Raw genomic sequence first — 19,374 nt, forward strand, 5'->3', positions numbered from 1 at the left:
ATGGTAAAGCGTACGGGTAAGGCTCTTCAAATCGCATCCACTTATATTGGCACGATTGTAGGCGCCGGTTTTGCGACTGGACAAGAGATCTTGCAGTTTTTCACCCGCTTCGGCTATTGGGGTACACTGACGATCGCTGTCGCGACGGCGCTCTTTATATGGCTAGGCGGCAAGATGATGCTGATTGCCAGCGAAATCGGGGCGAAGTCCTACGAGGATCTGAACATTGCGTTGTTTGGCGATAAGTACGGGAAATGGATCAGCCATTTCATGCTGGTTGTCCTGCTCGGCGTAACGGCTGTGATGCTTGCCGGTGCGGGCACCATCTTTTACGAGAATTGGAATGTCTCTTATCAGTCGGGATTACTCATTACCATAGCCGCTTGTTACTTCCTGCTTCGCAAAGGCATGAAAGCGATTCTGACGGTTAATGCGATCGTAGTGCCGGTTATGCTGCTCTTCACCGCGTTAATTATGCTGGATACGTTCCAAACGCCCGAAGCCGATAGGTTCATGACGATTGCGACGGACCATTCGGTATGGGCGGCATGGGCTTCCCCATTCCTGTATACCGCCTTTAACCTGTCGATGGCGCAAGCCGTGCTTGTCCCGCTTGGCTCGGAGGTTAAAGACCGTAAAACCATTGTACTGGGCTCATGGATTGGCGGAATCGGAATCGGCATTATGCTGCTCGCCGGACATATTGCGTTATCCGTTCATATGCCCGGCATCCAGCAGTTTGCCATCCCGATGGGAGGCATCGCCAAGCAGCTTGGCCATATCGTGCAGTATATTTATATTTTCCTCATATTCGCCGAGATCTTTACGACGCTTATTGCCGACATTTACGGTCTGACTCTCCAGCTCCAGGAACGGCTGAAATGGTCCCGTCCGTTCATAACTTTGGGCATTCTCGCCTTCTGCTATTTTGCGAGCCAAATCGGCTTTGGCCCGCTGCTGTCGACGCTTTATCCGATTTTCGGCCTTATCAGCTTAGGCTGGCTATACCTGGTCATCCGACGAAAGATGGCTCACTAACGGGCGGCTTCTGCCGGGCAGCTCGATTTGCGCGGCATGAGGGATGCCATTCTGCAGGGCGGCCCGAATATGCTCATGGCAGGTAAACAGAATCAATTGGCGCGAAAACGACAATTCGCCAAGCAATTGGGCAACGGCGTGCAGGCGCTGGCGGTCGAAGTTAACAAACAAATCATCCAGCAGCAGCGGCATGCCCGCTGCTGCTGTTCGTTCTACGGCAAGCGCAAGCCGCATAGCCAGATAGACCAGCTCGGCCGTGCCGCGGCTTAACAGAACGGAATCGACCAACCGGTTATCCGACGTCTCGAGACGGATCGAAGGCTGGTCCGGGGTCGTCATCACCCGGATATATCGCCCTTCCGTAAGCCGGCGTACAAATTCGCTTGCCAGCTTCAGCAAGGCAGGCTGCCGCTCTTCCTCGTATATTCGTTTCGTTGTCCGAATGAGGGAGGCGCTGACAGCTAACACGGCATAACGCTCGGCATCCCCGGCAATCTGGGCAAGCGTCATTTCCTTGACGGCCAGCAGCTCCCGGCGCTTCTCCTCCTGCAGCAAATGCTCCAGCTGCTGGCGAAGTCTTCCCCGCTTATCCAGCAGATCTCCCCTGTTCCTTTCCATTTGCTCGGCTTCCAGTTGAAGCCGCTCGTAACGCTGCTTCAGCTCATCTCCGTCATGGCTGGTGAGCAGCAGCTCCAGCTCGTTTAACCGTTCCTCCGACATGCCTGCTTCGATCTCGATCCGCAGCTTGTTCCGCTCGTTATCGATGGCTTCCAATCGGTTCCGGTGAACGAGAACGGCGGCAAACTCGGCTTCGTTATTGAAGCCGGCAGTTTCCGTAAGATGCCGGATCGAAGAGCTGAGCTGCAGCTGCTTGTTATGGACTGCCGTTAAGGCTAATCGCAGAGCTTGAATCCGCTCATCCAGCCGGGCGGCTTCTTCCTGCGCCGCTGCCTGCCGGCGCAGCTCCGCCTGCAGGAGCCGCAAGGCCAGCGCGGGCTCCGCAGAAAGGCGCTGCGCCGCGTCCGGGAAGGCGGCGCAAAGCTCTGCCGCGCGGATTTCAAACGCGGCGAGCTGGGTGCTGGCCGCGGCGAGCTTTGCTGCGCGGCGGTCCCGCTGCTGGAGCCGGTGCAAAGCTTGCTCGGCGAGCTCGAATATTTCAAGCGCTGCATCCGGCGACATGTCCGGCAGCGCTATCGCTTCCAGCCAGCCGCGCCATTGCCGGGCGGCGGCTGCACGCTCTTCCGCCGCGGCGGCGGCAGCCTCGCGGCGCTCGCCGGCGGCAGCGCGAAGCCGCGCGTGCCGGCGAGCCAGCTCGAGGCGGCCGGCGCCGAGCTGCTCGCTGCGCTGCAGCGCGGTGGCGCGCGCCTCGGCAGCGGCGCGCAGCTGCTCGCGGGCCGCGCCGGCCGCGTGCGGCGGCTCCGCCAGCAGCGCCGCGGCGGCTTCCGCGGGCGCGCTGACGAGCGCCGCGAGCGCTGCGCGGACGCGCTGCTCGCGCGCGGGCGCCGGCGCGGGGCCGCGAGTGCGCCGAGGCCTGCGCCTAGCGGCCGAGCTGCGCCCGCGGGCCGCGGCTAGCGCCGCCAGCGCCAGCGCGAGCGCGCCTAGCGCAGCGGCAGCGCCGGCTGCGCCAGGGAAAGCGCCGCCGCTAAGCGAAGCGGCGCCAAGGGCAACAGCGGCGCCGCCTGCCAGCGCCGCGCCAATCCATAGCGGGCCGCCAGAGCTGCCTTGGCCCGCCTCCTCCTGGGCGGCTGTTGCCTGCAGCCGCTCCAGCTCCCACTCGCGCAGCGCGGCGTCGCAGCTGTTCCATGCTGCGCGCATAGCGTCGCTCGTCCGAGGCAGGAACGGGGCGCTGCCCAATACGCTGTGGCCGCCGGCCGCTGCTTCCGCGCGCGCAAGCTCGGTTTCCGCCTCGGCAAGCTGCTGCGCGGCCTCCCTCTCCTGCTGGATAACAGCCTGCAGATCAGCGTTTAGCCTTTCCAAGCTTCGTCCGGCTTCCGCTTCAAGCTGTCTCTGCCCGCGTACATATTCCCGGTCGGCTACGGTTAACTGCAGGTTCAGCAGCTCTTGCTCTCCCCAATTCGGGGCAATGCGGCCCAGCAGCCGGGTTAAAGCTTCTGCGTCCGATTGCAGCTCGGCCGTGAGCGTAATTCTTTCCTCTCTCAAAAGCTGCATCCGTTCGCTCTCGAGCAGCAAAGCCTCAGCTTCCTCTTTTCGGGCTAGCAGCTCTTCGTCTATCTGAAGGGCCTGGCGCTTTTGCGCGACCAGCTGCTGCTCCTGCTCTAACAGTTCTTGCTCTTGCGCACGGCTTCTCTGCTCTTTCCGCAGCTCATTCCAGCTATGCTCCGCTTCCGCCGTAATCCGCTGGGCACCCGCAATCCCTTCCCGCTCTCGGCCAAGCTCTAGCTGCCTGAGCCATAACGGTCTTATTGCATGGGCTTTCCCTGCCAATTGAAGAGCAGACTGCCGATGCGGCTGCTCCTCCTCAAGCTGTTCCAGCTCCCGGCTAAGCCGTTCAAGCTCTTGCTGCAGCCCATTGTAGGCCTGAATCGCATCAACCTGCACCCGAAGCTCCTGCTCGGTTTTCTCCAGCGTCTTCAGCTGCTTGTTGACCTGCTGATTAGCCCCACGCGGCTTGAACAGCTGCTCCATTTCGAGCTGCAGCTTTTTCTCAGCGGCCGCAATAGCCTTGCCATTCTCCCATCCGGCATGGTACAAATACCGGCCTAGCTCCTCATGCGATAACGCTCCAACCTGCTGCAGCTCCGTTAAGGTGATGGCATACAGCTCGCGAAACAGCTGTTCGTTGGTCCCTCCGAGAAACCGCTGCTCCCATTCCTCCTGGGCAGGCCAGCTCTCCTCTTCGGATGGAAGGTCATGCTCAGTAAGGCCGATTCGCCTAAGCTTCAGACGTCCTCCGTTTACGTGCGCATAGCGCTCCGCTATAAAGGTATGGCCTTCCGCATCCTGAAATACCAGCTGCCCTCCGTGATTGCCCCCATTAACGGGTTCTTGCCGTTCCGCCGGCTGATTCCGTCTTGCAAAACCGAATAGAATCGTCCGGATAAATCCGAACAACGTACTCTTTCCGGCTTCGTTCATGCCGTATAAAACTACGGAAGGACCGTCCAGCTTGCAGTGTAACCCTTGCAGCTGGCCAAAGCCGTCAATCCGGACTTCCAGCAGCTTCATTCGTCCTTCCTCCCTTCCGCGGTCAGCAATCCGAGCACATGCTCCCTAGCCTGCTCCAGCCAATGCTCGGGCAACTCGTCCCAGCGCCCCCGCAGCAGCCTTCCCAGCTTGGCATGACCGGAGAGCGGCGCAACGGCGGCTGCCGCTTCTTGTCTCCAAGCTTCCGAATCCTGCTCTAACCGCTGCGTCAGCCTGAATAGCTCGCCGGCAAAGCTGTTCTCGTCCTCAAGCTCTGTCAAGCGCAGCCCCGCATGCGTATTGACCTCAAGCGCATAGACCCATGCATGCTGCGAGCCTTGCTGCAGCTGCTCCAACAAGGTCCGTACGGTAATCGTTTCCGTTAGCTTATGATGCAGCGGACCTTGCCCTTCCAGCGTTAGACGAACCATAACGGGCCGTCCGTCGCCCTGGTCGGCAAGCTGCTCCACTTGTTCTTCCAAGCGCTGAAGCAGCTCCTGCTCCGTATGCAGATCGTTAATCGAGGGCCTCGCATCCAGCCAGCGAATATCGTCTAGCGGAATAAAGGTCAGCTCGACAACCCGTGAAGCCGAGACTTCTACCAGATAACAGCCCTTCGGTCCGGTCTCCCGCGGATTGCGGCCTTGTATATTGCCCGAATACACGACATGCGGGTATTCATGCAGTACTTTTCTTGTATGTATATGGCCAAGTGCCCAATAATCAAAACCTTTGCCGGTTAGCTCATCAAGCGAGCACGGCGCATATGGATCATGGGATGAATCTCCGTTTACGTTGCCATGAAGCATAGCGATATGAAAAGGCGCCCCTTCAACCGGCGAATAACGGGCGGCCAAATTTTCCGTCACATGCCGTTTCCCGTAGGACATTCCGTAAACAAAAGCAGCCAGCTCACCGTTTCTGCAGTAAGCCGGCCGATATTCCATGCCATTTGCGCCAAATTGCGTTACGTTGGACGGCAGCTTCAACTCCGCCCTAGAGCTATTCAGCGGATCATGATTGCCGTGTATGACAAAAACGGATATCCCGTAATGCCGCAGCCGCTCCCACTCTTTTAATAGAAGAAACTGCGCTTTTAGCGAGCGGTCCGCTTCATCATACAAGTCACCGGAGATGACGATAAAATCAACCTGTTCCTGAATGGCCGCATCCGTTAACCGCCGCAAGGCGCCGAAGGTCGAAGCCGGAAGCTTCTCCTTCAGCGCATCCGGCACCTTGCTCATGCCGCGGAACGGACTATCCAGATGCAGGTCTGCCGCGTGTATAAAACGAAAAGGAACCGTCACGATTATTCCTCCGGTTTCAACGATAAGTAAACTTTCTTCATCTGAGAGATGACCCGCTGAAGCGAATAGACCTTTTTCGCTTTATCCCAGCCTGTACGCGCAAGATTGTACCTGTAGGTAGGATCCGTTACCAGCTTCTCAAGCGCATCCGCAAGGGCAGGCGCATCTTCCGGCGGTACCAGCAGGCCGTTTACGCCGTCTTCGATCTGCTCGGCGATACCGCCGACATTGGTTCCGACCAAGGCAAGCCAGCATAAGGCCGCCTCGGCAAACACGGAGCCAAAAGCTTCCGCGCGCGACGGCAGAACAAAGACGTCAAAGAACGGCATGAACTCTTCCGGATGAAGCATATAGCCGTAAAAGATAATATCGTCGTATAAATCCAGCTCGACCGCCAGCTGTTCCAGCTCTTCCCGAATCGGACCGTCCCCGATAATATGCAGGACAAAAGGATGACCGCGATGCTTCAACTCCGCGCAGGCGTGCAGCAGAATATCCAGACCTTTCGCAGGTACCAGGCGGCATACCGTGATGAACTGCGGAACGGCGTTCTCGTGGGCAATCGGCTTGAACCGCTTCTCATCGAAGCCGTTAGGAATAACCTTAATAGCGGAAGTATCCTTCATATAAGGAGATAGATAAGTCCGGAAAGAATCCGATACCGTCAGCAGACGGTCCAGCTTGGCTTCCAACTCGCCATAGATGGAAGTCAGGAAGCGGTGAGCTATACTGTTTTCCTCGATTTTACCGTTCAGGACAAGCTCCCGTTCGAAGGAGGAGTGAATCGTCATCATGACCGGCGTATCCGGGAACAGCTGCTTCATGACAAGCGCCGCAATCGGGTGATGCGCGTGTATAATGTCATAGGAACGCTTCAACCTTAAGCGCGTCCACCAAATGTAGTCCCGCATGGTCTGCAAATATTTATCTACGATAGGATCACCGAGAAACGGCGTCACGTCGAAGGTCTCAAATACGATTTCTTCTTGTCCTTTTCCTCTTACCCGCTTCGGAAGCGAGAATAATTCCATTTGCCAGCCTAGTTTCAAAAAACGCTCTTGAATATAGGGCACCATGGAGGACACGCCGCCCGGTTGTTCCGGCGGAAAAAACAAAGCCTGTAGTATATTCAATGTCCTTCCTCCTAAAAAGAATTGTGAAGCAATTCTTTGCTTCGTAAGCATTTGCTTAAAAATTGTCACACAAGGGGTCGCTATTTCGACCACTTGTGATAATTTTTACCTCGTAAGCATCATCTTAGAATTGTGAAGCAATTCTTTGCTTCGTAAGCATTTGCTTAAAAAATGGTCACATCGTAAGCAATTGCTTCATAATTAGCATGCAAGCTTTAATTTTACCCTGTCAAAATCCGATATCTTAATTATTAGATAGAATGCTTTATTAACAGATTCGTTCTTGGGTCATGCTTTTACCATCACGTAAATCATGATATATTAGAACATATGTTTCTGTAAAGCAACACTCCATAGGATATGGTGATACATAATTATGACAATCTTAACCTGGCTAACCGGGCCCAACGGCCAACTTATTTCTTCCGCTTGTGTGATTATCATCCTTATACTCATGCTTTTCATGTCAACCCGGTTGTATACCAGCTATCGGAACAAACGCATCTACCGGTATCTTACCCTAACGATCCCGCTGTTTATGGTACAAAACACCATACTGGCCATGCTAGCGTATCCGGGGCAGAAGCTTCCGCCATGGCTGCATATCGTTTCAATGATTTTGCAGATCGTCTCTTTCATCATTATAAACTTTGTATACATGAAATTATATACTCATCGCGGCGCGCAAATAAAAGTTATGCCTTTTGTTCTGCTGATCGTCTTAACCTTTGTTATTGCCGCGGTGCAGTCCATGTTTATGGATCCTTCGGAAGACGCTTTGCTGCCGGGAGGGCAATACCGTCTCCTTGGACTCGATTTCTATTCTTTAATAGTAACCTTTATGATCCTCCTTGGCACCAAAGGCGCCGAGATGAACGGCAAATTTTCGGCGAGCCTTATTACTTATTTTATTCTCGACCTGTCTAGAATTGCTGACGGCTACGTCTTTCACGGTTCTGTGGACTGGCTGGTGCTGCTCAGTTATTTCCTTCCGATTGTCTACTTCATGCAGCTGTTCCTTCTGCTATTCGAGTGGGTCATTGAACGTCTGATGATGACTTATCAATCTTCGATTACGGATGGCTTGACGGGCCTGTACAACCGGAGGCACTTCACATCCAAGGCCGAACAGATTTTGCGGAGGCAAAAAGGTCTCGCCGTCATCTTCTGCGACATCGACAATTTCAAGAAACTGAATGATACGCAAGGTCATCATAAGGCCGACGGCGTGCTGAAGCAGGTCGCGGAGATTATGAAGGAGGAATCGGCGGGCATTGGCGCTGCAGGCCGGTACGGCGGCGAGGAGCTGCTTGCCTGCATCTCGACCGACCGGGTAAAGCCTGACCGTGTTGCCGAGTCAATCCGCAGCCGCGTAGAGAAAGAGACCATCGTAACGGTTAGTGTTGGCGTCAGCACTTCCAAAGACGGTAAGGATGTCGTCCAGCTCATCAAGCTGGCGGATGAAGCCATGTACCATTCCAAAACAACCGGCAAGAACAAGGTGACCTTATTTAACGCCATGCCTTCCAGCAAGAAAAAAGCACTTTCTACTTCATAAAAGAGGGTCTAGATCAGGGCAACTTCGAATTACCCTAGTCTAGACCTTATTTTATACGCCGGCACCTCACATTCCTCCCAACAAAAAAATGCCCGCTCCCTCACCGGAGAGCAGACATCATCTCGTTTAGCGACTATTACTTTCTTACCAATCCCACAAGCAACTGCCCTAACTCATCCACCGTACCTGCCAAATACGTCGGCTCAGCCAGCTTCAGCTCTTCTTCGCTGCCGTAACCATAGCCAACGCCAACCGAGTCCAGGCTATGGCGCTTAGCCCCGATAATATCATGCTTGCGGTCGCCAATCATTACAGCATCTTCCGCGGACAGACCGCAGGAGAGAAGCACATGCTCGATCACTTCGCCTTTATCAACGCGGGTATTATCCAGGTTGCTGCCGCCGATAAACTCGAAAAATTCGCTTAGCTCAAAGTAAGCAATGATTTTTTCCGCGAAGAAGGTAGGCTTCGAAGTTGCGACATATAAAGAAGCTCCCTGCTCCTTCAAGGCAGCAAGCACTTCTTTAATGCCTTCGTACCGCTTGTTCTCGTACATGCCTCGTTCCGCAAAGTACTCCCGGTAGTATTTGATCGCCTCCGTGCACATCTCGTCCGTAAAGCCGTAAAACTCCTTAAATGAGCCGGCAAGCGGCGGTCCGATAAAGGGATCAAGCACGTCCAAATTATCGATTTGAATGCCGAATTTGCTCAGGGAATATTGAATAGCGCTAGTAATGCCCAGCTTGGGATCCGTTAACGTCCCGTCCAGGTCGAATAAAATCGATGAATACGTCTTAGTCATAGAAGAGTCAGCACCTCGGATAATTGTTTGATTTCGAATTTCGGCTTAACAGGCGTCTCATTCGGCTTGTTATGCGGATTATACCAGCAAGTATCAATGCCGCTGTTCAACCCGCCTTGAATATCGGAGGTCAGCGAATCACCAACGATAAGCACTCTGGCCGGATCGGTAATGCCAAGCTTATTAAACGTATAATCGAAGATGCCGATATGAGGCTTCTGATAGCCCGTATCTTCCGACACGATAATATGCTCGAAATAGTGATCCACGCCAGCCTTGGAAAAACGCGACAGCTGCACTTCCCGGATTCCGTTCGTAATAATCGCCAGTCTTACTTTGGAACGGAGCTCTTCCACAAGCTCCACAGCTCCGTCGATCAGGTATGCGCCCGCTCCAAGGTAACCGAGATAGCGGTTGCTGAACTCCTCGGCTCCAATCGTAAGGCCCGTTCCGGTGAATAGCCGGCTGAAGCGTTCTACGCGGAGCTCCGCAAGCGAGATCGCCCCTTTTTCGAAATCGTTCCACAGCTCCTGATTGATGGTCCGGTAGAGGGCTACATAGTCGGTATCCGGCGATTGAACCCCAAATTCTTCGAACACGCTTGTCAGAGCGAAGTCCTCTGCTTTCTTGTAGTCGAATAGCGTATCGTCAGCATCAAATAATATCACGTCGTAGTTCATTGCAGTCAAACTCTCCTTGCTGTTCTATAGTCTTAAGCTTCCAGTGTCCCTTGCAAAATCATCCTTGCTTGGCCGGCCAACAGAACGCGGCTGCCGTTCACGGCCACCTTCACGATGCCACCCCGCTTCGAAGCCTGATAACCCGTCAGCTCCTGTTTGCGGAACCTCCTGGCCCAATGCGGCGCAAGCGCGCAGTGGGCTAAGCCCGTAACCGAATCCTCCACTATACCCGCATTCGGGAAAAAGACGCGCGCTATATAATCATAGGGCGCACCGGCAGCTGCCTTTGCCGTTACAATGATCCCTCTTCCGCCTGCCGCTGCAAGCTGCTGTTGATCGGGCCTTAGACTGCGCACGGTTTGTTCGCTATCCACCTCAACTACATAATCCTGGCGGTTCTTTGCCGTATAACGCGGAATTAGCCCCAGACCTTGGATAAGGGCTTCCGGCGCATTCACCGGCTTCGGCGTCTCTTCCGGATAGTCCATCGTCATCCAGCCTTCAATGGCATCGTAGGCTACGGTTAGCACTCCGCTTTTCGTTACAAACCGGGCCATCTGATCGAAGCGAATTCTCCCCGTGTGCCACAACATAAAAGCGGCTGCCAACGTGGCATGCCCGCCAAGGTCAACTTCCGTCTCCGGAGTAAACCAACGCAGGTCATAGCCGTCATCAATCGGAACCAGAAAGGCCGTCTCGGGCAAGTTCATTTCCGCCGCCACTTGCTGCATCCACCGTTCATCCTCCGGCTTCTCGCATAGGCACACCGCTGCCGGATTCCCTCGGAATGGCTCGCTTGTAAAAGCATCCACCACATAAATCGGTTTCATCTTCCGCCCTCCCTGTTATCCTTATTATAAACGACAACCGTAAACGACTGCATCCTTCCTCGGAAGAAGTGCCGGCAGATATAAAAAACCTCTATCGCCGCGTCTCGAAGAGGAGCAGCCGCGAATAGAGGCAGGTTGTAATCTAATTATTCATCTCTTAGCGGAATTAGAAGCTCTACTTCTTCCTCTTCCCATTGGCGTTCGTTAATGTAAAATACTTCGATCGCAAGCGCGCTGTCATGTTTGTTCAGCTTTCGCTCATTCATCCAGGCAAACAGCTGCTCATAGGCTTCGCCAATCCGTTTGTTAGAGGTTGCAACCATGGCATAGCGGTGTTCCGGAATCGTGAACTGGACCATGCCCTTTGGAAGCTCCTCCATATGATACACCTCATAACAGGCCCAATAGGATGCAAATACTTCATTGCCGAAATACGGGCTGTACAGAACAGGTGATTTGGATACGGTATTTAATTCATGCTTGCGGGATAAAAACTCGCTCTGCAGCCGGATCGCCTCATCCGGAAATGCGGAATACGGACCGCAATAGCTGATCCCGGCCAAATGAATAGCAGGCTTCATTATGATGGAGCAGTTGTCCAAGCGAATTCCTCCTATAAAATTGTAAGTCAACGCTGGGATGAGCTGATAATTCGCCAATAGTGTAACATGAATTACCATTTTTAGGATAGTGCTTTAATTGTTTTTTCCGGACGTCCGCAAACAAAAAAGCCGGCTTCGGAAGCCGGCTGTGAATGATCTTACATATTAAAGACGAAGTCCTCGTCGCGCAATTGCTCGATATGAACGGTACGCACATAACCGTTGCCTTTTTTCGAGAAGAAGTCATGCTGCTTCGTATGCGTGCTGATGCCGTTGAAGACGATCGGGTTGACCGGCTCTTCCGGGAAGTATGGTTCAAAGCCCAGGTTCATCAAAGCTTTGTTTGCATTGTAACGAACGTACGTTTTGACGTCCTCCTGCAGGCCAATCGGGGTGTACAGGTTATCCGTGTAAACCACTTCGTTCTCATACAGCGTGTTCAGAAGGGCGAACACTTCTTCTTTCAGCTGAGCTTGCTCTTCCGGCGTGAATTCGTTAAACAGCTCTTGTGCCAGTACGCCAACATACAAGCCGTGGATGCTTTCGTCGCGGAGGATCAGGTCGATAATCTCGCCGCTGCTTGTCATTTTGCCTTGACCAGCAAGGTAAAGCGGGTAGAAGAAGCCGCTGTAGAACAGGTAGCTCTCCAGGAATACCGAAGCGGCCATCGCTTTGTATAGCTGCTGTTTAGTCTCAATGCCTTGGTACCAGGAAGAGATCAGAGTCGCTTTCTTCTGCAGCTGCTCGTTTGTCTCTACCCACCCAAAGATCGCATCGATTTCTTCCGTCGAAGCCAGCGTCGTGAAGATACTGGAATACGACTTCGCATGGATTTGCTCCATCATCGACATAAACGCGAGTACCGCTTTGCGCTGCAGGCCGTCCACATGCTCGAGAATTTTCGGCATGCCTACGCCGCCTTGAATCGTATCGAGAAGCGTCAGTCCGCCCAGCACGTTTTTGTATACGGTGCGCTCGGTGTCGCTCATTTCCATCCAGTCCATTTTATCGTCGGAAAGTGGAATTTCTTCGTCTGTCCAGAATTGCATCACGTTCTGCTGCCAGAAGGTAAGCGTAAAATCGTCATCCGGACGGTTCCAGTTTACTGCTTTCATCAATCCTGCTCCTTTGGTTAAAGACTGCTTTCCGATTCTCCTCATCCGGCAGCCTTGTCATTAGTTCGAATTATACGGCGCAGCTTGTGCATTCCTCAACGGAAAGACGCTTCGTTCTCGTATAGTAGAGCGATTTGAGCCCCTTCTGAGCGGCATAGATGTAGAAGCGCGCCAGTTCGCGGGTTGTTACGTTGCTGTTCACGTGAAGGACGGTCGAGATGCCTTGGTCCACGTGCTGCTGAATTTCCCAGATCAGGTCAATCAGCTTGAATTGATCGATATTGTAAGCCGATTTGTAGTAGAAGTAGTTATCTTGAGCCAGATAAGGCATCGGATAGTACGTCGTCGAGTTCGCGTAAGTACGAGTCTCGATATGCTCTACGATCGGCATAACGCTCGAAGTCGAGTTTTGGATGTACGAAATGCTTTGCGTTGGCGCGATAGCCAGGCGGTAAGCATGGTACAGACCGTATTTTTGCACTTTCTCTTTCAGTTCAGCCCAGTCCTGCGGAGACGGAATTTCCATGCCTTCGAACAGTTCTTTTACTTTATCCGATGCCGGACGGAAGTCCGTTTCGATATAACGGGTGAAATAAGTGCCTTTTGCGTATTCGGAACGATCGAAATCCTTGAAGCTTGCGCCGCGTTCTTTGGCGATTTCCATGCTCTTCTCGATCGAGTAGTAGTTCATCATCATAAAGAATGCGCTCGCGAACTCTTTCGCTTCGTCGCTTTCGTAAGCAATCTTGTTCTTCGCAAAGAAGCCGTTCAGGTTCATTGCGCCAAGGCCAACGGAATGAAGCTCTTCGTTTGCTTTGCGTACGCCCGGAGCGTTGTCGATCTCGGATACGTCGCTTACCGTAGTCAAAGCTTCGATGCCGACATGGACGGATTCTTTGATTTTCTTGCGTTCCATGACGTTAACGATGTTCAGCGATGCCAGGTTGCAGCTGATGTCGCGGCGGATGACATCGTCCATGCCGTAGTCGTTGATCGTCGAAGTCTCTTGCACTTGGAAAATTTCGGTACAGAGATTGGACATCTTGACTTGGCCGATATCCTTCAAGGCGTGAACTCGGTTGGCGTTCGATTTGTTCATGATGTAAGGATAGCCGGATTCCAGCTGGATCGAAGCGATCTTTGTCATCATGTCGCGGGCGTTCATGACCGCTTTTTTCACAACTTTATCGTTAGCGAGCAGCTCTTCGTACATAACGTCCATATCCATGTCGTCGAGATGCTTGTCGTATGCTTTATGAACGGAATGAGGACCAAAGACGTACAGCGTTTCGTTCTTTGCAGCCAGTTCATAGAATTTATTAGGTATGATCAAGCCGATCGACAACGTTTTGATGCGTGTTTTCTCGTCGGCGTTAATTTTCTTACAGTCGAGGAATTCGATGATATCCCAGCCGAAAATGTTGTAGTAGCCTGCGCCGGAGCCTTTGCGCTGACCCATTTGGTCCGCGTAGGAGAATGCGTCCTCCATCAGCTTCAATACCGGCATTACGCCTTTTGCGGCGCCTTCCACGCCTTTGATTGCCTCGCCGCGTCCGCGCAGCTTGGACAGGTTAACCGCTACGCCGCCGCCGATCTTCGACAGCTGCATGCACGTACCAAGAACGTAGTTGATAGAGTTCAAGGAATCGTCCATCTCAAGCAGGAAGCAGGAAACCATTTCGCCGCGGCGGCTTTTGCCAGCGTTCAGGAACGTTGGAGTAGCCGGCTGCAGGCGCTGCTCGATCATCGCTTCCGCGATGCGGAGCGCTTTGGCGCCGTCGCCTTCGCCGAGGTTCAGGGCAACGATCGCTACGCGGTCGGGATATTGCTCCAGATACTTCGATTTATCGTTAGTCTTCATTGCGTAATCTTTGTAGAACTTCGAGATCGCCATATACGATTCGAACTGGAAGCCGCTGCTCTCGGTCAGCGTGAACACCGCTTCGATCTGCTCATATGTATATTTGTCATATACATTCTCGTAAAAGTCATTCTCGATGAGGTAGTCCAGCTTCTCGCGGAGGGAACCGAATTTCACGCTTTTCGCTTCCACTTCCTCCATAAAAGCGGCTACCGCCTCTTTATCTTTATCCAATTGATAGAAGCCGTCCGCTCCCCGTTGCATCAATTCGTTGTTCAGCTCGATGTGTTTCAATATTTCGCACCCTTTCGACAAAGTATTCCATATCTTGATTCGTACCGGATAATTCAAACTTCGATAGGACCGGCACGTCGAACAGGCTAGAGATCGTATCCGCGCTCTTCGCGAAGCCGTCTCCCCAATTCCGATTGCCGCTTGCGGATACCCCTTGCAAATAATTGCTGTTGCGGTTCAAGAAATTCATGACGCGCTCCGGTACCTGACCAAATCCTGTCGTGTAGGTAACCAGCACGTAAGGCTCGTCCACTATATCAAGCTCGCCAATGGGCACCGCTCTCATATTCAATTTATTGATAAAGCGTTTCACATTGCCTGTTCTTGAATCGTAGACTACCAGCATGTTTCTCTCTCCTTAAAAGAATTGCAGGGCAATTCTTGCTTCGTAAGCATCGATCCAGCAACGTCTATCACTGAAATTTCAGCAATATAAAAGCGCTTCTGACAGCAAAGATGTCAAATGCGCTAGTTGACAAAATCGTTGAAATCTGACCACACAACTCAATATGTAGTTGATGAATTTGATTCTACATCAAGATATAGGTCTCGTCAATGCAAATTATGGAGAAATTATTTATTTGGCCTTTTTCGACACTCGACTATTTTAACAGATGAAGATATGATGGGATAGTGACATTTTATTGCTAATATGGAGGTACGAATGGACAAGCAAATAACGCAGGAGCAGTTGCGCGAAGCCGTGCTCCAGCTATTCCGGGATGCCGGGTATTCCGTGCCGGAACTGCTGCCTTACATAGATGGTATGAGCCAGGAGAATGATCGTCTGAAGCAGGAATTGAAACGTTTGAGACTGGCGGCCGCCCGCGGATCGGCTTCCTCGGATTCTATGAACAGCAGATTGAAAGACGCGTTAAGGGAGTAATTAATAGATCGGAATTTGGACGGCAAAGATGAATAGCAAAATCTATATCTAGTGTTCGCCGATTAAAAATTATGTCGAATACTCCTATTGCATCTGCGACTTATTCTGATAAAATAATACAACCATTGAAGTAAAGGTAAGGGATAAGTCATGGATAGAGGGTTCATTACGGTCATTATCGGACCGATGTTTTCGGAGAAGTCCGGGGAGCTCATCCGCCGCTGCCAGAAACTTATGAAATACGGCCGCAAGCAGGTACGGGCTTACAAGCCGGCCGAGGATGACCGGTTCAGCAAGGAAGAGATCGTCAGCCGGATCGGCTACCGCCTTCCCGCGGCAAGCGTGCCGCGCGCGCTCCCTGCATCAACGGTAGAACAAATTTTGCTCGAGTCGAAAGATGCCGATGTTGTGGCGTTTGATGAAGCGTCCTTTTTTGGGAAGCCTATCATCGCCCTGGTAGAAGAGCTGGCTTACCAAGGGAAACACATTATCGTAGACGGTCTGAATATGGACTACCGGGGCAAAGAATTCGGTTATATTGGCGGCTTGCTGGCGATTGCCGACGAAATTGTGAAGCTGACGTCATTTTGCGCCGTATGCGGCGATGCCAATGCGACCTTCACCCAACGTATCGTCAACGGCAAACCGGCCAAGCTTGGGCCGGTCTTCCTGATTGGCGATACGGAGAGCTACGAGCCGCGCTGCCGCTCCTGCTTCGTCCCACCGCACAAAGTGACGGGCGACACAACGGAAGAGCTTACAGACAAGATTACAGCGTCTCACGCATAACCAGCTGCGCTCTCCTTAGAAAGAAGCTGCAGGGACATAACGCGGATGAAAAATAACAGGGTTGTCTCCCGTCACTCGAAGTGACGGAAGACAACCCTGTTTGCATGGAGAGTTCAACCTCATCATTTCACGGCTGCAAAGAACAACCGCTCCGAGCGGTCTCCCGCCGGCTCGAGTTCAAAGTCCGCATAGCAGTCAACCGTACGGAAGCCCGCGCGCTTCAAGGCTGCTTCCATCCAGCCGCGGCCATACGCCCGCTGTTCGTGCATTTCTTCGAAACGCTCGAACTTCCCGCTCTTCTCCTCGGCGAATATGGTCAGATGATGCTCGATCTGCAGACGGGATTCGTCGAGCTCGCAAGTCCATATATAAGCAACCTCGTCCTCGTCCAGCACAAAAGGCTGCTCCTCCGCGTAACGAAGGAACACCTTCGGATCATGGACGTCGAACAAGAACAGTCCGCCCTCGCGCAAATTATCGTAAGCCGCCTTAAAGGCTGCCTCCACATCCTCTTCCTCGGTCAGATAGTTCACGCAGTCGCAGAACGATATCACCGTATCGACAGGCTCTGCAAGCGTCCAGTCCCGCATATCCTGCTCCAGCCAGGTTACGTTCCCACGTGCGCGGGCCATATGCGAGGAAGCTTCATCCCATTTACTGCGGGCAACGGTCAGCATATCGGCAGACAGATCAATACCGTATACCTCCAGCCCGGATAAGGCCAGAGGAATCGCAATGCTGCCGGTTCCGCAGCCCAGATCCGCGACCGTCCCCGGCATACCGTAACGCTCCCAGCTGTCATGGGCGAATTGCAGCCAGTCTTCATAAGGCATGTCCTGCATCAGCCTGTCGTAGACCGATGCAAATTGACCGTATGCATCCATGCCGTTATTCCTCCGACGGCTTGGCAGACGCAGCGGCATCCGAACCGGCTTCTTCCGCTTTGTCCGGATCCGCCAGGTAAGTCCAGCTTCCCTTTTGCGTAATGAGGCCATCTCTCATCAACTTCCCTAAAGCGCGCTTGAAGGCCGATTTGCTGATGCCGAAACGCTGCTTGACCGTTTCCGCAGGGGATTCGTCGGAATAAGGCATGCCGCCGCCCGGACGTTCCTTCAGAAAGGCCAGAATGCGGTCGGCATCCTCCAGCCGCCCTTCCTGCTTCAGCTTCGCCATCGACAAATTTACGCGTCCGTCTTCGCGGATGAACGTTATGCGCGCGGATACCCGCTCGCCGAGGCGAAGCGGACGGACGCGCTCCGGTGCCGGAATCAGTCCGTATACGCCAAAGCCAACCACGCCGCCGTCAACAAGCACAAACGAGCCCATCTGCAGCGATTTGGTAACCCAGCCTTCCACCCACTGGTTGCGCCAAGATTGCGGAGCCTCGAATACAAGCGGTCCAAGCTCATCCTCGCCAGCCGTTCTGGCAAGCAGTCGTCCGGCCTTGTCATGACCAAGAACAACATGGACCTCATCGCCCGGCAGCGGACGAAACTCCACCTTCTCCGGCAGCTCGGAAATCGGAAGCAGCAGCTGCCGTCCAAGCCCAAACTCCAGGAAACAACCGAGACGCGGATGCACGTCGGCAACCTTGAGCCGCGCCATCTCTCCAAGCAGAAGCTTTGGACGCTTCATCGTTGCGGCAATCCGGTCCTCGGAATCATAGAAAATGAAAACCTCTACCTCATCGTTCATTTTCGGCTTTTTGCCTACCAGCTCGGTATAGTGCAGAAGCACCTCCGACTCTTCATCGGTCAGGAAATAGCCGTAGGGCGACACTTCGCGTGCCACCCTTAAAGTTACGATCGTGCCGGCTGTCAGACTCATGCGAATTCCACTACCTTCGCATCGGACCACAGGCGTTCGATATTATAGTAATCGCGTTCATCGCGGTGGAACACATGGACGATGACATCGCCAAGGTCAATCAGTACCCAGCGAGCGGAATCCATGCCTTCGATTCCTTTTACGCGTACGCCGCGCATTTCCGCCTGCTTGCGGATTTCTGTCGTAATCGCCTGTACCTGCGTATCCGAATTACCGTGGCAGATAACGAAATAGTCAGCCACCAGCGAGATTTCTTTCAAGTTTAATGCTACGATGCGATGCGCTTTCTTGTCTTCCGCAGCCGCCACCGTAATTTGCAGCAATTCATCCGAATGTACGGTCATAGCTCAGCCTCCTTGTTTTTGCTGTTCAATTAAGTCATTGCGGGATTCCACCGTAAGAGGATAAATCCGATTTCCTTTCTCGAGCAGGAAAGAAATCGTAGAATCGAAACCCGCGATAAGCGCCTGTTCAAGACTAGTCTCGCTCAGCTCGCGAATGCGGTCGACCCCGGGAAAGTCCCGTCCGGGTTCCATATAATCGGCCAGACAAACCACTTTGTCCAGCTTGGTCATTCCTATCCGCCCGGATGTGTGATACCGGATGGCATCCAGCACTTCCCGATCCTTTACGCCATATTCATGCTCGGCGACCCAGCAGCCGACTTCGGCATGCCATAATGCCTTATCATGGTTCAGCAGGCCTTGGTCAAGCTGCTGCTCCCGAATAATCTGCTCCATCTTCGCGATCGGCCAATATTTGGCCACGTCGTGCAGGATAGCCGCAAGCTCCGCTTTTACCGGATCTTCCCCAAACCGCCCGGCAAGGATGATCGCGGTTTCCATAACCCCTTCTACGTGCTTCCAGCGCTTCTCCGGCATTTGCGATTTGACCGATTCGATCATTTGTTCACGATTCATAAAGCCCTCTCCCCTTTATAAACTGATGAACGGTGTCCGGCACCAGATAAGCAATCGAACGCCCCGCATGTACTCTGCTTCGGATTTCCGTGGACGATATGCCAATTGGCGGCATGTCCGCCATCGTCACGCGCCGACGAAGGAATTCCGGCAGTTCACCCAGCTGCACCGCCGTTCCTTCCCGCTCCAGCCCGATGAAGGTAATCAGCTCCGCCAGTTCTTCTATACGATGCCATTTGGGCAGATCGTTAATCCGGTCCGAACCGATAATATAGGAAAAAGCTTTATCCGGGTGCCGCTTCTTCAGTTCCAGCACCGTGTCGATGGAATAACTCATTCCGCCGCGCTCCAGCTCGATATCAAGTACTTTGAAGGCCGGGGTTCCTCCCAGCGCTTCCTTGACCATCTGAAGTCTCAGCTTGCTGCTTGCACCCGGCTCGTTATCCTTAAGCGGCGGCCGATAAGTCGGAATAAACCATACCTCGTCCAGCCCGCAGCCGTCACGGGCTGCTTCAGCCGCAATCAGATGTCCGGTATGAACCGGATCAAATGTTCCGCCCATAATCCCGATTCTGCTCATTAAGCGCT

19 protein-coding genes are annotated in these 19,374 nt (G+C 53.2%); 4 read left to right on the forward strand and 15 right to left on the reverse strand.

Features of this window, described 5'->3' with window-relative positions; all coding sequences use genetic code 11:
• Positions 1 to 1,038: a YkvI family membrane protein gene (locus tag WFJ73_RS09550; protein WP_336772796.1), complete on the forward strand. Its 1,038-nt coding sequence runs from the start codon at positions 1 to 3 to the stop codon at positions 1,036 to 1,038.
• Here the strand turns inward: WFJ73_RS09550 and WFJ73_RS09555 are convergent.
• From WFJ73_RS09555 to WFJ73_RS09565, 3 genes are read right to left on the reverse strand one after another with little or no spacing between them, the layout of a single operon-like run.
• The gene (locus WFJ73_RS09555) at positions 1,003 to 4,224 is read right to left on the reverse strand and encodes an AAA family ATPase (RefSeq protein WP_336772797.1); all 3,222 of its coding nucleotides are present in this window, start codon (positions 4,222 to 4,224) and stop codon (positions 1,003 to 1,005) included. The genes WFJ73_RS09550 and WFJ73_RS09555 overlap by 36 nt on opposite strands.
• Positions 4,221 to 5,489: a metallophosphoesterase family protein gene (locus WFJ73_RS09560; RefSeq protein ID WP_336772798.1), complete on the reverse strand. Its 1,269-nt coding sequence runs from the start codon at positions 5,487 to 5,489 to the stop codon at positions 4,221 to 4,223. The genes WFJ73_RS09555 and WFJ73_RS09560 overlap by 4 nt, the downstream gene beginning before the upstream one ends.
• A 2-nt stretch (positions 5,490 to 5,491) precedes the next feature.
• Positions 5,492 to 6,622 (reverse strand): glycosyltransferase family 4 protein, encoded by a 1,131-nt coding sequence (locus tag WFJ73_RS09565; protein WP_336772799.1) that lies wholly within the window; start codon positions 6,620 to 6,622, stop codon positions 5,492 to 5,494.
• 376 nt (positions 6,623 to 6,998) lie between these two features.
• Here WFJ73_RS09565 and WFJ73_RS09570 point away from each other — a divergent pair, with 376 nt between their 5' ends.
• On the forward strand, positions 6,999 to 8,180 hold the full coding sequence (locus WFJ73_RS09570) for a GGDEF domain-containing protein (protein ID WP_336772800.1): 1,182 nt from the start codon (positions 6,999 to 7,001) through the stop codon (positions 8,178 to 8,180).
• Between the two features lie 136 nt (positions 8,181 to 8,316).
• Here WFJ73_RS09570 and WFJ73_RS09575 read toward each other — a convergent pair whose 3' ends face one another.
• From WFJ73_RS09575 to nrdI, 7 genes are all read right to left on the reverse strand, one after another.
• Positions 8,317 to 8,982 carry an HAD family hydrolase gene (locus WFJ73_RS09575; protein ID WP_336772801.1) on the reverse strand — a complete coding sequence of 222 codons (666 nt, stop codon included), beginning with the start codon at positions 8,980 to 8,982 and terminating at the stop codon, positions 8,317 to 8,319.
• Positions 8,979 to 9,662: a YjjG family noncanonical pyrimidine nucleotidase gene (locus WFJ73_RS09580; protein ID WP_336772802.1), complete on the reverse strand. Its 684-nt coding sequence runs from the start codon at positions 9,660 to 9,662 to the stop codon at positions 8,979 to 8,981. The genes WFJ73_RS09575 and WFJ73_RS09580 overlap by 4 nt, the downstream gene beginning before the upstream one ends.
• A 32-nt stretch (positions 9,663 to 9,694) precedes the next feature.
• Complete coding sequence (locus WFJ73_RS09585; protein ID WP_336772803.1) at positions 9,695 to 10,492, reverse strand: PhzF family phenazine biosynthesis protein; 798 nt, start codon at positions 10,490 to 10,492, stop codon at positions 9,695 to 9,697.
• A gap of 146 nt (positions 10,493 to 10,638) precedes the next feature.
• Positions 10,639 to 11,094 carry a GyrI-like domain-containing protein gene (locus WFJ73_RS09590; protein WP_336772804.1) on the reverse strand — a complete coding sequence of 152 codons (456 nt, stop codon included), beginning with the start codon at positions 11,092 to 11,094 and terminating at the stop codon, positions 10,639 to 10,641.
• Between the two features lie 158 nt (positions 11,095 to 11,252).
• Positions 11,253 to 12,209 (reverse strand): class 1b ribonucleoside-diphosphate reductase subunit beta, encoded by a 957-nt coding sequence (gene nrdF / locus WFJ73_RS09595; protein WP_336772805.1) that lies wholly within the window; start codon positions 12,207 to 12,209, stop codon positions 11,253 to 11,255.
• 70 nt (positions 12,210 to 12,279) lie between these two features.
• The gene (gene nrdE / locus WFJ73_RS09600) at positions 12,280 to 14,364 is read right to left on the reverse strand and encodes a class 1b ribonucleoside-diphosphate reductase subunit alpha (RefSeq protein ID WP_317982081.1); all 2,085 of its coding nucleotides are present in this window, start codon (positions 14,362 to 14,364) and stop codon (positions 12,280 to 12,282) included.
• Positions 14,297 to 14,710: a class Ib ribonucleoside-diphosphate reductase assembly flavoprotein NrdI gene (gene nrdI / locus WFJ73_RS09605; protein WP_336772806.1), complete on the reverse strand. Its 414-nt coding sequence runs from the start codon at positions 14,708 to 14,710 to the stop codon at positions 14,297 to 14,299. Before nrdI ends, nrdE begins: the two co-directional genes overlap by 68 nt.
• 318 nt (positions 14,711 to 15,028) lie before the next feature.
• On the opposite strand from nrdI, the gene WFJ73_RS09610 reads away from it, so the two are divergent.
• The gene (locus WFJ73_RS09610) at positions 15,029 to 15,250 is read left to right on the forward strand and encodes a hypothetical protein (protein WP_336772807.1); all 222 of its coding nucleotides are present in this window, start codon (positions 15,029 to 15,031) and stop codon (positions 15,248 to 15,250) included.
• Between the two features lie 150 nt (positions 15,251 to 15,400).
• Entirely contained in the window at positions 15,401 to 16,039 is a 639-nt protein-coding gene (locus tag WFJ73_RS09615) for a thymidine kinase (protein WP_336772808.1), read from the forward strand.
• Positions 16,040 to 16,161: 122 nt separating this feature from the next.
• On the opposite strand, the gene WFJ73_RS09620 is transcribed toward WFJ73_RS09615, so the two are convergent.
• Genes WFJ73_RS09620 through nadD form a run of 5 tightly spaced genes read right to left on the reverse strand, consistent with a single transcriptional unit; the run spans position 16,162 to position 19,366 of the window.
• On the reverse strand, positions 16,162 to 16,923 hold the full coding sequence (locus WFJ73_RS09620; protein ID WP_336772809.1) for a class I SAM-dependent DNA methyltransferase: 762 nt from the start codon (positions 16,921 to 16,923) through the stop codon (positions 16,162 to 16,164).
• A gap of 4 nt (positions 16,924 to 16,927) precedes the next feature.
• Positions 16,928 to 17,866: a CvfB family protein gene (locus tag WFJ73_RS09625; protein ID WP_336772810.1), complete on the reverse strand. Its 939-nt coding sequence runs from the start codon at positions 17,864 to 17,866 to the stop codon at positions 16,928 to 16,930.
• A complete protein-coding gene (gene rsfS / locus WFJ73_RS09630; RefSeq protein WP_127497094.1) occupies positions 17,863 to 18,210 on the reverse strand; it encodes a ribosome silencing factor in 348 nt (115 codons plus the stop codon). Before rsfS ends, WFJ73_RS09625 begins: the two co-directional genes overlap by 4 nt.
• Positions 18,211 to 18,213: 3 nt before the next feature.
• On the reverse strand, positions 18,214 to 18,786 hold the full coding sequence (gene yqeK, locus WFJ73_RS09635) for a bis(5'-nucleosyl)-tetraphosphatase (symmetrical) YqeK (RefSeq protein ID WP_336772811.1): 573 nt from the start codon (positions 18,784 to 18,786) through the stop codon (positions 18,214 to 18,216).
• A complete protein-coding gene (gene nadD, locus WFJ73_RS09640) occupies positions 18,776 to 19,366 on the reverse strand; it encodes a nicotinate-nucleotide adenylyltransferase (protein ID WP_336772812.1) in 591 nt (196 codons plus the stop codon). The genes yqeK and nadD overlap by 11 nt, the downstream gene beginning before the upstream one ends.
• Positions 19,367 to 19,374 lie beyond the last annotated feature (8 nt).

The sequence above is a fragment of the Paenibacillus sp. MMO-58 genome (assembly GCF_037146255.1).
Classification (GTDB): Bacteria; Bacillota; Bacilli; order Paenibacillales; family Paenibacillaceae; genus Pristimantibacillus.

Excerpts from the sequence above, each read along its gene's own strand:
- WFJ73_RS09550 (WP_336772796.1), top strand. The coding sequence starts at position 1 with ATGGTAAAGCGTACGGGTAAGGCTCTTCAAATCGCATCCACTTATATT.
- WFJ73_RS09555 (WP_336772797.1), bottom strand. The coding sequence starts at position 4,224 with ATGAAGCTGCTGGAAGTCCGGATTGACGGCTTTGGCCAGCTGCAAGGG.
- WFJ73_RS09570 (WP_336772800.1), top strand. The coding sequence starts at position 6,999 with ATGACAATCTTAACCTGGCTAACCGGGCCCAACGGCCAACTTATTTCT.
- WFJ73_RS09575 (WP_336772801.1), bottom strand. The coding sequence starts at position 8,982 with ATGACTAAGACGTATTCATCGATTTTATTCGACCTGGACGGGACGTTA.
- WFJ73_RS09580 (WP_336772802.1), bottom strand. The coding sequence starts at position 9,662 with ATGAACTACGACGTGATATTATTTGATGCTGACGATACGCTATTCGAC.
- WFJ73_RS09585 (WP_336772803.1), bottom strand. The coding sequence starts at position 10,492 with ATGAAACCGATTTATGTGGTGGATGCTTTTACAAGCGAGCCATTCCGA.
- nrdF (WP_336772805.1), bottom strand. The coding sequence starts at position 12,209 with ATGAAAGCAGTAAACTGGAACCGTCCGGATGACGATTTTACGCTTACC.
- nrdI (WP_336772806.1), bottom strand. The coding sequence starts at position 14,710 with ATGCTGGTAGTCTACGATTCAAGAACAGGCAATGTGAAACGCTTTATC.
- WFJ73_RS09610 (WP_336772807.1), top strand. The coding sequence starts at position 15,029 with ATGGACAAGCAAATAACGCAGGAGCAGTTGCGCGAAGCCGTGCTCCAG.
- WFJ73_RS09615 (WP_336772808.1), top strand. The coding sequence starts at position 15,401 with ATGGATAGAGGGTTCATTACGGTCATTATCGGACCGATGTTTTCGGAG.
- WFJ73_RS09620 (WP_336772809.1), bottom strand. The coding sequence starts at position 16,923 with ATGGATGCATACGGTCAATTTGCATCGGTCTACGACAGGCTGATGCAG.
- WFJ73_RS09625 (WP_336772810.1), bottom strand. The coding sequence starts at position 17,866 with ATGAGTCTGACAGCCGGCACGATCGTAACTTTAAGGGTGGCACGCGAA.
- rsfS (WP_127497094.1), bottom strand. The coding sequence starts at position 18,210 with ATGACCGTACATTCGGATGAATTGCTGCAAATTACGGTGGCGGCTGCG.
- yqeK (WP_336772811.1), bottom strand. The coding sequence starts at position 18,786 with ATGAATCGTGAACAAATGATCGAATCGGTCAAATCGCAAATGCCGGAG.
- nadD (WP_336772812.1), bottom strand. The coding sequence starts at position 19,366 with ATGAGCAGAATCGGGATTATGGGCGGAACATTTGATCCGGTTCATACC.